The sequence below is a fragment of the Streptomyces viridosporus T7A genome, from assembly GCF_008704515.1.
GTDB classification, from domain to species: Bacteria; Actinomycetota; Actinomycetes; order Streptomycetales; family Streptomycetaceae; genus Streptomyces; species Streptomyces viridosporus.
Genome location: NZ_CP023700.1, coordinates 5738332 through 5751410 on the forward strand (window position 1 = coordinate 5738332; position 13079 = coordinate 5751410).

The window sequence follows — 13079 nt, forward strand, 5'->3', positions numbered from 1 at the left end:
GCCCTCCGGGTTCCCGATCACGCACACTCCAACCGCGCCCCGGCGCCGCCGTCCGCCCCGGTCCGGCCGCGCCCGCCGGGGCGCGGTTCAGTCCCACGACCCCCGCGCCGCGGGCAGTTCCGCGATCTCCGCGAGGTCCCGCTCCGTCAGGCGCAGCTCCGCCGCCGCCGCGTTCTCCGCGACCCACCGCTCCCGCTTGGCGCCCGGCACCGGGACCACGTGGCGGCCCCGGGCCAGCACCCAGGCCAGCGCCACCTGGGCCGGGGTGACGTGCTCGCCGTGCCGGCGGGCGACGCGGCGCAGGCCGGCCACGATCGGCTGGTTCGCGGCCATCATCTCGGCCGTGAAGCGGGGGTGGCGGGCCCGCAGGTCGTCCGGTTCGAAGCCCACGCCGGGGGTGAGCGTCCCGGTCAGGAAGCCGTTGCCCAGGGGCATCGCGGCCAGGAAGCCGACGCCCCGTGCCTCGCACCACGGCAGCAGCGTCTCCAGCGCCTCCGGCGACCACACCGACAGCTCGGCCTCCACCGCGCTCACCGGGAAGACCTGCTGCACCCGCTCCAACTGCCGGATCGTCGTGTCGTGCAGCCGCGCCCCCGGCCGCCGGGCCGAGCGCGCCCCGACCGCGCACAGCCCCAACGCCCTCACCTTCCCCGCCCGTACGAGGTCCGCCATCGCACCCCAGGTCTCCTCGATCGGGACCTCGGGGTCGGCGCGGTGCAACTGGTAGAGGTCGATGACGTCGGTCTGGAGCCGGCGCAGTGACGCGTCGCAGGCCCTTCTCACGTATCCGGGGCGGCCGTTGGCCACGACGTGCTGGTCGCCCACCAGCAGACCGACCTTCGTGGACACGAGGGCGTCGGAACGCCGCTGCCTCAACACCCGCCCGAGCAGCAGCTCGTTGGTGAACGGGCCGTACATGTCGGCGGTGTCGAGGAGCGTCGAGCCCAGGTCCAGCGCCCGGTGCACCGCCCTGAGCGACTCCTCGCCGCGCTGCCGGGACGTGCTGTAGGCCCAGCTCATCGGCATGCAACCGAGTCCGACGGCCCCCACCGCGAGCGCCGTCGCGCCGATCGTCCTGCGCTCCACCTGGTCGTGACCCTCCCTCTCCCGGCCCCCCAACCTAACCTCTGCGGTCGCGGGCCCCTGAACTAGCCTCCGGACCATGACTGCTGATGTGTGGCTCCCCATCCCGCCGGACGAGATCGAGGGCCTTCCCGAAGGGCCGGACTACCGCTTCTGGGACGGCGGCGAGGACTTCCCCGCCGACCCGGCCGACTGCGTCTTCTACGCCGTGCCCTACATGAAGCCCGGCGGTGTCGGCGTGCGGCCGATGCCGCTGATGCGCTCCGTGCGGGTCGTGCAGACCCTGTCGGCCGGCACCGACCACGTGGAGCCGGGGCTGAAGCACCTGCCCGCCGGGGTGCGGCTGTGCAACGCGCGGGGGGTGCACGAGGCCAGCACCGCCGAGCTCGCGCTCGCGCTGATCCTCGCCTCCCTGCGCGGCATCCCCGATTTCGTGCGGGCGCAGGACAAGGGGGAGTGGCGCGGCGGGTTCCGGCCGGCGCTCGCCGACAAGAACGTGCTCATCGTGGGGTACGGCTCGATCGGCGCGGCGATCGAGGACCGGCTCGTTCCCTTCGAGGTCGCGCGGGTGGCGCGCGTCGCGCGCTCCGCGCGCACCACGGAGCGCGGCCCGGTGCACCCGCTCACCGACCTGCCCTCCCTGCTTCCCCGGGCGGACGTCGTCGTCCTCTCCACCCCGCTGACCGGTTCCACCCGCCACCTCGTGGACGCGGACTTCCTGGCCCGCATGAAGGACGGCGCCCTGCTGGTGAACGTGGCCCGGGGCGCCGTCGTCGACACCGAGGCCCTGCTCACCGAGGTGGAGAGCGGCCGCGTCACCGCGGCCCTCGACGTGACGGATCCCGAACCGCTGCCGGCCGGGCACCCCCTGTGGCGGGCGCCGGGCGTCCTCATCAGTCCGCACGTCGGCGGACCCACCTCCGCCTTCCTGCCGCGCGCCAAGCGGTTGCTGGTGGACCAGTTGCACCGTTTCCTGAACCAGGAGGAGCTCGGCAACGTGATCCTGGTGACGGGAGCGGAATCCTCGTGATCCGCTTCGAGTACCGCCCGCTACTTCCCGGGCGCGGTGGGTACTCGTACGACAGGTGATCGTTACGGAGCGTAGAGAACCTATGTCCCTGAGTGACGATACTGGTGTATCGTCCCGACAGGGGCCGCGCCGCTGACCTACGGCGCCGGGGACGGACAGTGCGGATGGACTGAGGGGGGCGACGGGCGATGCACGGCCTGGTGACGAGCGATCCGACGCGGCGGAGCCGCCGACGGCGACCCTGGCGCGCGACCGTGCGCGGCCGCGGTCACCGCGGCGGCCATCATCTCCGGCACGGCGACCGCCCCCGCGGTCCCGTCCCCCGGCACCGCGGGCCAGCCGACCGCAGGAGGCAGGCCCACCCGGTGCAGCAGGGGACCAGGGACCCCGGCGTGGCGCGGATCGGGAGGTACTGGTGAGCGCGCCCCCCTCCACGTCCACGCTCGACGGGGCGGTGCTGCCGCAGCCCGTCCAGGAGGCGCTGCCGCCCCGGCCGCCGGCCGCCGATCGCCGGCCCGGTCCACTCGCGCAGCTCGTCCTGGCCCTCGTCTGCGGGTCCTACGCCGTCGGTGCCGCGTTCGGCTGGGGCTCGGAGCGGCTCGCGCTCGTCATGGGCGACTTCGGGCTGAGCGCCGCGGCCGCTGTCGCCGCCGTCTCCTGCTTCGTCTACGCCCGCAGTCCGCGCACCCGGTTCCGACCCGCCTGGCTGCTGTTCGGCCTCTCCTCGACCATGGCCTCCCTGGGAAACCTGCTCTGGGGGTGGTACGAGGTGGTCCTCGGGGTCCCGGTGCCCAGCCCCAGCTACGCCGACCTGTTCTTCCTGTGCTTCGCGCCGCCCGCCATCGTGGGCCTGCTGGTGCTCGCCAAACGGCCCGTGACCAGGGCCGGCTGGGTCTGTCTCGCCCTGGACGCCTGGCTGATCGGCGGCTCCCTGCTCACCCTGGCGTGGAGCCTCGCGCTCGCCCAGGCCGCGCGGGCCGAGAGCCCGGACGTCGCGCACACCGCGCTGTCGCTGGCCTACCCGCTGCTCGACATCGCCCTGGTCAGCATGGTGCTGGCGCTGCACTTCCGGCGTTCGGCGGTGAACCGCTCCGCGGTCAACACCGCGATCGGCGCGCTGGCGCTGACCGTGATGTGCGACGCCCTGTTCACCTCGCCGCTGGTGCACAGCAGTTACCGCTCGGGGCAACTGCTCGACGCGGGCTGGTTCGCCGGTTCGCTGCTCCTGGCGTACGCCCCCTGGACCGCGCCCCGCGACGGCCGGTCCGACGACGAGGGGCGCACGCGCGTGGTCCGCGAACACGTGCCCGGACGGCCCGGCGGCCCGGACCTCGACCGGCCGCCCGTGCCCGGCGGTGAGCAGGACCGGTATCCGGTCACCCGCCCCATCGCCGGTTCCCTCGCCGCCCTCACGCCGTACCTCGCCGCGGCCGTGTGCACCCTGGGCATCCTCTACAACGTGCTCAACGGCCGCAGCGTCGACCGCGTCGTCCTGTTCACCGGGAGCACGGTGGTGCTCGCGCTCGTCGTGCGCCAGGCCATCATGCTGCTCGACAACATCACCCTCACCCAGGAACTGGCGCAGAAGGAGAACCACTTCCGCTCCCTGGTGCAGGGCTCCAGCGACGTCATCATGATCGCCGCGCCCAGCGGCATCCTCCGCTACGTCTCCCCGGCCGCCGCCGGGGTGTACGGCCGGTCCGCGGAGGAACTGGTGGGCACGGAACTGGCCGGTCTCATCCACCCGGAGGACCTGGGCTGCGTCGTGCACGAAGTGCGCCGCTTCCTCGCCGCCGACCCGGTCGCCGAACCCACCACGCGCATCGAGTGCCGGTTCCGCTCCGGCGACGACGGCTGGCTCAACGTCGAGTCGACCGTCAACCGGCACCACGGAGGCCTCATCTTCAACAGCCGCGACGTCACCGAACGCGTGCGGCTGCAGGCACAGCTCCAGCACAACGCGGAGCACGACCCGCTCACCGACCTGCCCAACCGCGCCCTGTTCACCCGGCGCGTCCAGCAGGCGCTGTCCGGCCGCCGCGCCTCCGACCGCGGGGCCGCCCTGAAGGGCACGGCCGTGCTCTTCATCGACCTCGACGGCTTCAAGGGCGTCAACGACACGATCGGGCACCAGGCCGGGGACGAACTGCTCGTCCAGGCCGCCCGCAGACTCCAGGAGGCGGTCCGCAAGGGCGACACCGCCTCCCGGCTGGGCGGCGACGAGTTCGCGGCCCTGATCGTCGGGGACGGCGTCCGCGACCGGGACGCCCGGGAGCGCCACATCCTGGAACTGGCCGACCGCCTCAGGGCGACCCTGTCCCAGCCCTACCTCATCGACGGCAACGATGTCCGCGTCAACGCCTCCATCGGCGTCGCCTTCGCCGAACCCGGCCTCGGCGCGGGCGAGCTGCTGCGCAACGCCGACCTCGCCATGTACCGGGCCAAGGCCGCCGGGAAGGGCCGCGTGGAGCTGTACCGGCCGCAGATGCAGCAGGACGTCGTCCGCAGGGCGGAGCTGGCCACCCGGCTGCGCGCGGCGCTGCACGACGGCGAGTTCTCGCTGCTGCACCAGCCGGTGGTGTGCCTGGAGGACGGCCGGATCACCTCGGTCTGCGCACAGGCCCGCTGGCGCTCCTCCCAGGGGGCGCTCTTCACCCCCGCGGAGTTCCTGCGGGTGGCCGAGGACAGCGAGAAGACCGCCGAGCTCGGCCGGTGGGTGCTGGAGGAGGCCGTCGAGCAGGCCGCCGAACGCCACGCGACCGGTCTGTCGGTGCCCGTGGTCGTCCGGCTCGGTGCGCGCCGGCTGCTGGACCGGTCGTTGCCGCTCGGCTCGATCGAGGGGCTGCTCACCCGGCACGGGCTGCCGCCCGGCTCGCTGGTCCTCGAGCTGGCCGACGCCGACCCCCGGGTCGGCCTGGAGGAGCTGGAGCGCCGCCTGGCCGCGCTCAGGCGGGTCGGCGTCCGGATCGCCCTCGACGGCTTCGGCGGCGGCTGCGCGGCGATCACGGCCCTCAGAAGGCTGCCCGTCGACGTGCTGAAACTCGACCGCGGTCTGGTCGACGGCGTGGTGGAGTCCGCCCGGCTGCACAAGATCACCAGTGGGCTGCTGCGCATCGCCTCCGACCTCGGGCTGCAGTCCGTGGCCGACGGAGTGGACCTGCCCGAGCAGGTGGTGGCCCTGCGCGCGATGGGCTGTACGCACGGCCAGGGGATGGCCTTCTCCGGCCCGCTGGACGAGTACCGGCTGCGCCGGGCGCTGGGCACCTGGCGGTACCCGGTGCCGCACGGACCGGCCGAACGCGTGTTCGTCGGCGGGGGTGCCGGCGTGTACTCCGCGGGGATGACCGCCGTCTTCGGAGGTGGCACGACACTCCGCTCACATGATGAGACTCCCGTCCCACCCACTTGACAGTGAGGGTGTGCCGGGAGGAGGGTCAGTTCCATGCGCACCCGAATTCTCGTACTTGGACAGCGCGTCGGCTGACGCTGGGCCTCGACCGCTCAGCGACCACCACCCGGCGCGCTCCCCTCGCTTGCCTTATGGCACGAGGGGTTTTTTGTTGCACAGGCACCTGCCGAGCAGCACGCGTAACCCGCACCAACCTCGCAAAAAACCCTCAGCATCGAGAAGAGAATGCCGATGACCGAGCAGGCCACCGGGGCCCCTCACCCGCAGCCGCGGCCCCGATCCGGAGGACAGTCCGCCCCCGTCGAGCACGTCACGGGTGCGCAGTCCCTCATCCGCTCTCTCGAGGAGGTCGGCGCCGACACGGTATTCGGCATTCCCGGCGGTGCGATCCTTCCCGCGTACGACCCGCTGATGGACTCCACCCGGGTGCGCCACGTCCTGGTGCGGCACGAGCAGGGCGCCGGTCACGCGGCCACGGGGTACGCACAGGCCACCGGCAAGGTGGGCGTCTGCATGGCGACCTCCGGCCCCGGCGCCACCAACCTGGTCACCCCGATCGCCGACGCGCACATGGACTCCGTGCCGCTGGTCGCGATCACCGGCCAGGTCGCCTCCAGGGCGATCGGCACGGACGCCTTCCAGGAGGCGGACATCGTCGGCATCACGATGCCGATCACCAAGCACAACTTCCTCGTCACCAAGGCCGAGGACATCCCGCGGGTGATCGCGCAGGCGTTCCACATCGCCTCCACCGGCCGCCCCGGTCCGGTGCTGGTCGACATCGCCAAGGACGCACTCCAGGCGAAGACCACCTTCTCCTGGCCGCCCACCATGGACCTGCCCGGCTACCGGCCCGTCACCAAGCCGCACGCCAAGCAGATCCGCGAGGCCGCCAAGCTGATCACCGCCGCCAGGCGGCCCGTCCTCTACGTCGGCGGCGGTGTCATCAAGGCCGGCGCCACCGCCGAGCTGAAGGTCCTCGCGGAACTCACCGGGGCGCCCGTCACCACCACCCTGATGGCGCTCGGCGCATTCCCCGACAGCCACCCGCTGCACGTGGGGATGCCGGGCATGCACGGTGCGGTCACCGCCGTCACCGCGCTGCAGAAGGCCGACCTGATCGTCGCCCTCGGCGCCCGCTTCGACGACCGCGTCACCGGCAAGCTGGACAGCTTCGCCCCGTACGCCAAGGTCGTCCACGCCGACATCGACCCGGCCGAGATCGGCAAGAACCGGGCGGCGGACGTGCCGATCGTCGGTGACGCCCGCGAGGTCATCGCCGACCTCGTCCAGGCCGTCCAGAAGGAGCACGCCGAGGGCAACCGCGGCGACTACACCTCCTGGTGGAACGACCTCAACCGCTGGCGCGAGACCTACCCCCTCGGCTACGACCTGCCCGAGGACGGATCGCTCTCCCCGCAGCAGGTCATCGAGCGCATCGGCCGACTCGCGCCCGAGGACACGATCTTCGCGGCGGGTGTCGGCCAGCACCAGATGTGGGCCGCGCACTTCATCGAGTACGACAAGCCCTCCACCTGGCTGAACTCCGGCGGCGCCGGAACCATGGGCTACGCGGTCCCGGCCGCCATGGGCGCCAAGGCCGGCGCGCCCGAGCGCACCGTCTGGGCGATCGACGGCGACGGCTGCTTCCAGATGACCAACCAGGAGCTCACCACCTGCGCCCTGAACAACATCCCGATCAAGGTCGCCGTCATCAACAACGGCGCCCTCGGGATGGTCCGCCAGTGGCAGACCCTCTTCTACAACCAGCGGTACTCCAACACCGTGCTGCACTCGGGCCCCGACGACGTCAACCCGGAGGCCAGGGGCACCCGCGTCCCCGACTTCGTGAAGCTGGCGGAGGCCATGGGCGCCCACGCGATCCGCTGCGAGGACCCGGCCGACCTCGACAAGGTCATCGAGGAGGCGAACTCCATCAACGACCGTCCGGTCGTCGTGGACTTCATCGTCCACGAGGACGCGATGGTGTGGCCGATGGTCGCCGCCGGCACCTCCAACGACGAGATCATGGCCGCCCGGGACGTCCGTCCCGACTTCGGCGACAACGAGGACGACTGAGAGCCGCAGGCAAAGGAACAGGTAAAGGAAGCAGCCCCATGTCCAAGCACACGCTCTCCGTCCTGGTGGAGAACACCCCCGGCATCCTGGCCCGGATCGCGGCCCTGTTCTCCCGCCGCGGCTTCAACATCGACTCGCTCGCCGTCGGCGTCACCGAGCACCCGGACATCTCCCGCATCACCATCGTGGTGAGCGTGGAGGAGTTCCCGCTGGAGCAGGTCACCAAGCAGCTCAACAAGCTCGTCAACGTGCTGAAGATCGTCGAGCTCGAACCCGGGCAGGCGGTCCAGCGCGAACTCGTTCTGGTGAAGGTGCGCGCCGACAACGAGACGCGTTCCCAGATCGTCGAGATCGTCCAGTTGTTCCGCGCCAAGACCGTGGACGTCTCCCCGGAGGCGGTCACCATCGAGGCCACCGGCAGCAGCGACAAGCTGTCCGCCATGCTCAGGATGCTGGAACCCTTCGGCATCAAGGAGCTCGTCCAGTCCGGCACGATCGCGATCGGACGCGGTGCCCGTTCGATCACCGACCGATCGCTGCGTGCTCTGGACCGGTCGGCCTGAGCCGGGAGACGGGCGGCCGGCCCGCATCCGGCCGCCCGTATTCCGAGATCCCGAACCTTCCCCTCCCCTCACCGTCATACGGTGGGACGCAACACCCGCACTCAAGGAGAGAACCCAAAGTGGCCGAGCTGTTCTACGACGCCGACGCCGACCTGTCCATCATCCAGGGCCGCAAGGTCGCGGTCATCGGGTACGGCAGCCAGGGCCACGCCCACGCCCTGTCGCTGCGCGACTCCGGCGTCGACGTGCGCGTCGGTCTGCACGAGGGCTCCAAGTCCAAGGCCAAGGCCGAGGAGCAGGGCCTGCGCGTGGTGACCCCGTCCGAGGCCGCCGCCGAGGCCGACGTCATCATGATCCTGGTCCCGGACCCGATCCAGGCCAAGGTCTACGAGGAGCACATCGCCCCGAACCTGAAGGACGGCGACGCCCTGTTCTTCGGCCACGGCTTCAACATCCGCTTCGGCTTCATCAAGGCCCCGGCCGGCGTGGACGTCTGCATGGTCGCCCCGAAGGGCCCGGGCCACCTGGTGCGCCGCCAGTACGAGGAGGGCCGCGGCGTCCCCTGCATCGCGGCCGTCGAGCAGGACGCCTCCGGCAACGCCTTCGCGCTCGCCCTGTCCTACGCCAAGGGCATCGGCGGCACCCGCGCCGGCGTCATCAAGACGACCTTCACCGAGGAGACCGAGACCGACCTGTTCGGCGAGCAGGCCGTCCTCTGCGGCGGTACGGCCGCGCTGGTCAAGGCGGGCTTCGAGACCCTGACCGAGGCCGGTTACCAGCCGGAGATCGCCTACTTCGAGTGCCTGCACGAGCTGAAGCTGATCGTGGACCTCATGTACGAGGGCGGCCTGGAGAAGATGCGCTGGTCGATCTCCGAGACCGCCGAGTGGGGCGACTACGTCACCGGCCCGCGCATCATCACCGACGCCACCAAGGCCGAGATGAAGAAGGTCCTCGCCGAGATCCAGGACGGCTCCTTCGCGCAGCAGTGGATGGACGAGTACCACGGCGGCCTGAAGAAGTACAACGAGTACAAGCAGCAGGACTCCGAGCACCTGCTGGAGACCACCGGCAAGGAGCTGCGCAAGCTCATGAGCTGGGTCGACGAGGAGGCGTAAGCCTCACCGCCGGGGGTCGGAGCGGCATGCTCCGGCCCCTTCGGCGAACCCGGGGTAACGTCGTACGTGCGGCGTTGTCCATCCCGTCCAGCCACGGACGGGTGATCCTTCCGAAGCGGCGTAAGACGACGCCCTCGGCGCCACTACACTGCTGCACTACATACGCGTCAGGCCCACAGCGTCGTGCGTCTTCCACGCGGCCACTACTCCCTCCACCGCCTGCGGCCGTCGGGACGGCCGTCCGCATTGGACATGTGAGGACTCACGTGAGCTCGAAACCCGTCGTACTCATCGCCGAAGAGCTGTCGCCCGCCACCGTGGACGCCCTGGGGCCGGACTTCGAGATCCGCCACTGCAACGGAGCGGACCGCGCCGAGCTGCTGCCGGCCATCGCCGACGTGGACGCGATCCTGGTCCGCTCCGCCACCAAGGTCGACGCCGAGGCGATCGCCGCGGCGAACCGGCTCAAGGTCGTCGCCCGCGCCGGCGTCGGCCTCGACAACGTCGACGTCTCCGCCGCCACCAAGGCCGGCGTGATGGTCGTCAACGCCCCGACCTCGAACATCGTGACCGCCGCCGAACTCGCCTGCGGTCTGATCGTCGCCACCGCGCGGAACATCCCGCAGGCCAACGCCGCGCTGAAGAACGGCGAGTGGAAGCGGAGCAAGTACACGGGCGTCGAGCTCGCCGAGAAGACCCTCGGCGTCGTGGGCCTGGGGCGGATCGGCGCCCTCGTCGCGCAGCGCATGTCCGCCTTCGGCATGAAGATCGTCGCCTACGACCCCTACGTGCAGCCCGCGCGGGCCGCGCAGATGGGCGTGAAGGTGCTGTCGCTGGACGAGCTGCTCGAGGTCTCCGACTTCATCACCGTCCACCTGCCCAAGACCCCCGAGACGCTGGGCCTGATCGGCGACGAGGCGCTGCGCAAGGTCAAGCCGAGCGTGCGCGTCATCAACGCCGCGCGCGGCGGCATCGTCGACGAGGAGGCGCTCTACTCGGCCCTCAAGGAGGGCCGGGTCGCGGGCGCGGGCCTGGACGTGTACGCCAAGGAGCCGTGCACGGACTCCCCGCTGTTCGAGTTCGACCAGGTGGTCTGCACCCCGCACCTCGGCGCCTCCACCGACGAGGCCCAGGAGAAGGCCGGCATCGCCGTCGCCCGCTCGGTGCGCCTCGCGCTCGCCGGTGAGCTGGTCCCGGACGCGGTGAACGTCCAGGGCGGGGTCATCGCCGAGGACGTCAAGCCGGGCCTGCCGCTCGCCGAGCGCCTCGGCCGGATCTTCACCGCGCTCGCCGGTGAGGTCGCGGTCCGCCTCGACGTCGAGGTGTACGGCGAGATCACCCAGCACGACGTGAAGGTGCTGGAGCTGTCCGCGCTCAAGGGAGTCTTCGAGGACGTCGTCGACGAGACGGTGTCCTACGTCAACGCGCCGCTGTTCGCCCAGGAGCGGGGCGTCGAGGTGCGGCTGACCACCAGCTCCGAGTCGGCCGACCACCGCAACGTGGTGACCGTGCGCGGCACCCTCGCCGACGGCGAGGAGATCTCGGTCTCCGGCACGCTGGCCGGTCCCAAGCACGTCCAGAAGATCGTCGCGGTCGGCGACTACGACGTGGACCTCGCGCTCGCCGACCACATGGTGGTCCTGCGCTACGAGGACCGTCCGGGTGTCGTCGGCACCGTGGGGCGCATCCTCGGCGAGGCGGGCATCAACATCGCCGGCATGCAGGTCGCCCGCGCCGCGGTCGGCGGGGAGGCGCTCGCCGTGCTGACGGTGGACGACACGGTGTCCGCCGCGGTGCTGGGCGAGCTCGCCGCGGAGATCGGGGCGACGTCGGCCCGGTCGGTGAACCTGGTCTGAGGCGACGGGCCCGGGGCCGGGGCCCCGGCACCCGCTCCGGCCCGAACGGGCCTCGTCCTCAAGCACCGGAGGGGCTGAGCCGATCAGCCCCTCCGGTGCTTTCCGCGCACGCCTCCTCCCGCACCCGTACCCCCCGCAGGGCCGTCCCCGCCAGTACCGCGGCGCCCGCCAGCACCACCGCCCCGGCGACCGCCGCCGCGTTCATCCCGCTGGTGAACGCCTCCCTGGCCGCCGTCGCCAGGGCGTCCCCCGCCCCCTCCGGGAGCCGCTGCGCGACGGCCAGCGCGCCGCCCAGCGTCTCTCGCGGGCCGCGGCCGGGGCGGAGTCCGGCATCCCGTCGCGGTAGACGGGCGGTGCCGAGGGAGCCGAGGACCGCCGTGCCCAGCGCCCCGCCGGACTCCGCCCCGGTCTCCATTTCGTCAAAGGCGCCCCGGACGTGCTGGCCGGCCGGGCCGACCGGTACCTCGGCGGCGACGGCGGGTGAGGCGGCGCGGGACGCCGGGGCCGGACGCGGCACCGGGAGCGGACCGGTGAGCCCGCCCGCGCGGGACGGGCCGCGTGCCGTTCAAAGGCGCGCGCCCTTCAGCGCCATGTGCAGCAGCAGCCGGTCCTCCCCGTCGTCCAGGTCCAGGCCGGTGAGCTGCTCGATCCGGGACAGGCGGTAGTAGAGGGTCTGGCGGTGGATGCCCAGTTCGGCCGCCGTGCGGCCGGCCTGGCCCGCGCGGTCGAGGTAGACCTCGGCGGTGCGGGCGAGTTCACGGTGGACGGGAGCGAGCAGGGGGCCGACGGCCGGGTCGCGGACGGCCTGCGGGGGCAGCGCGGTCAGCAGGCGGAAGGGCCCGATGGAGGTCCACGGGGCGACCGGTCCCAGCCGGGGTTCGGCCAGCGCCGCCCGCGCCGCCGCCGACGCCTCGGTCCAGGCGGTGCCCAACTCCGCGAGGCCGCTACGGGGCGCCGCGATCCCGGCGGCCACGGCGGGGGCGGCCCGGCCGCCGGAGCCGCCTTCGCGCGCCCGCTCCAGCAGCCGGGTCGCCGCGGACATCGCCGGGGCCGGGACGTCCGTCGAGCGCAGCCGCAGCAGCAGGGCCAAGGACAGTCCCGCCTCCCGCCACGGCAGGGTGCACAGCGCGGTCGCCCCCGGCACCGTACGGACCGAGGGCGCGTCGTCGGGGTCGGCGGAGGGCCACGGGGCGACGCAGACCACCGTGTACGGGCCTTCGGCGCGGGTGCCGAGGGCGGTGCGCAGCTCGGCGACGGCCATGTCGCGCTGCCAGTCCCGCTCGGCGGTGAGCACCGCCCGCAGTTCGCGCGTGAGACCGGCACCCTGCCGGGCCTCGTCCGCGAGCAGCGCGCCGATCCGGGCCGCCACCCGCATGGCCGCGCCGAGCTGCCGCTCGGTGGGTCCCGGCTCGCCCTCCAGCAGCCAGACGTACCCGAGGACGACCCCCCGGTGGCGCACCGGCAGGCAGATGCGCCCCCGGTGCACACCCGCCTCCGGGGTGCGCGGAATCCGGACCGGGCCGGTCGCCCGTGTGATGCCGAAGCCCTCGAACCAGGCGCGGACGGCGGCCGTCGAGCGGCGGGTGAGGATCGAGCGGGCGCGCACCGGGTCCAGCGCGGACGGATCGAGGGCGCCCTCGCTGTCGTACGCGCCGAAGGCGATCAGCTCGAAGTCCCGGTTCTCCAGCGTCGCCGGCGCGCCGAGCAGCTCCGAGATCTCGTCCACCAGCTCCTGGTAGTCACTCCTGCGTTCCGCCGTCACCCGGGCATTCTCCCCCAGAACCCCACCGCCTTCATACATCTGTCTGAGATCTGCCGCACGGATGCGTGACAGCTGTCGATGGCCGACGATCGGAGGAATCCTTAGGTTTCACGGTGGTTCTCCGTGCCGTGTCCGCGACGTCGGGCGACGGCCTTGTTCAGTAGTTGTGGAGGTGCCCC

Annotated in this window: 8 protein-coding genes and 1 pseudogene; 6 read left to right on the plus strand and 3 right to left on the minus strand. The window is 72.3% G+C overall.

Annotation, left to right across the window (positions count from 1 at the left end; genetic code table 11):
• Positions 1-87: 87 nt before the first annotated feature.
• Positions 88-1086, minus strand: coding sequence for an aldo/keto reductase (locus CP969_RS26620; protein ID WP_016824536.1), 999 nt, complete (start codon positions 1084-1086; stop codon positions 88-90).
• Positions 1087-1162: 76 nt separating this feature from the next.
• Between CP969_RS26620 and CP969_RS26625 the strand changes: the two genes are divergently transcribed.
• The 6 genes from CP969_RS26625 (at position 1163) to serA (ending at position 11138) form a co-directional block, all read left to right on the plus strand.
• Positions 1163-2113, plus strand: coding sequence for a 2-hydroxyacid dehydrogenase (locus CP969_RS26625; RefSeq protein WP_086015457.1), 951 nt, complete (start codon positions 1163-1165; stop codon positions 2111-2113).
• A gap of 415 nt (positions 2114-2528) precedes the next feature.
• Positions 2529-5522 carry a putative bifunctional diguanylate cyclase/phosphodiesterase gene (locus CP969_RS26630; RefSeq protein WP_016824535.1) on the plus strand — a complete coding sequence of 998 codons (2994 nt, stop codon included), beginning with the start codon at positions 2529-2531 and terminating at the stop codon, positions 5520-5522.
• A 231-nt stretch (positions 5523-5753) separates the two neighbouring features.
• The gene (locus CP969_RS26635; protein ID WP_004983104.1) at positions 5754-7601 is read left to right on the plus strand and encodes an acetolactate synthase large subunit; all 1848 of its coding nucleotides are present in this window, start codon (positions 5754-5756) and stop codon (positions 7599-7601) included.
• A gap of 38 nt (positions 7602-7639) precedes the next feature.
• The gene (ilvN, locus tag CP969_RS26640) at positions 7640-8164 is read left to right on the plus strand and encodes an acetolactate synthase small subunit (protein WP_004983099.1); all 525 of its coding nucleotides are present in this window, start codon (positions 7640-7642) and stop codon (positions 8162-8164) included.
• A gap of 119 nt (positions 8165-8283) precedes the next feature.
• Entirely contained in the window at positions 8284-9282 is a 999-nt protein-coding gene (gene ilvC, locus CP969_RS26645) for a ketol-acid reductoisomerase (protein ID WP_004983098.1), read from the plus strand.
• Between the two features lie 266 nt (positions 9283-9548).
• A complete protein-coding gene (serA, locus tag CP969_RS26650; protein ID WP_004983097.1) occupies positions 9549-11138 on the plus strand; it encodes a phosphoglycerate dehydrogenase in 1590 nt (529 codons plus the stop codon).
• A gap of 58 nt (positions 11139-11196) precedes the next feature.
• Here the strand turns inward: serA and CP969_RS26655 are convergent.
• A pseudogene (locus tag CP969_RS26655) lies at positions 11197-11607 on the minus strand (MFS transporter); the annotation flags it as partial.
• Positions 11608-11703: 96 nt separating this feature from the next.
• Positions 11704-12939, minus strand: a complete 1236-nt coding sequence (locus CP969_RS26660) for a PucR family transcriptional regulator (protein ID WP_086019001.1) — start codon at positions 12937-12939, stop codon at positions 11704-11706.
• Positions 12940-13079: the final 140 nt, after the last annotated feature.

Bases quoted from the DNA above. Each gene is read 5' to 3' on its own strand.
- ilvN (WP_004983099.1), top strand. From the start codon at position 7,640: ATGTCCAAGCACACGCTCTCCGTCCTGGTGGAGAACACCCCCGGCATC.
- CP969_RS26625 (WP_086015457.1), top strand. From the start codon at position 1,163: ATGACTGCTGATGTGTGGCTCCCCATCCCGCCGGACGAGATCGAGGGC.
- CP969_RS26660 (WP_086019001.1), bottom strand. From the start codon at position 12,939: ATGTATGAAGGCGGTGGGGTTCTGGGGGAGAATGCCCGGGTGACGGCG.
- CP969_RS26635 (WP_004983104.1), top strand. From the start codon at position 5,754: ATGACCGAGCAGGCCACCGGGGCCCCTCACCCGCAGCCGCGGCCCCGA.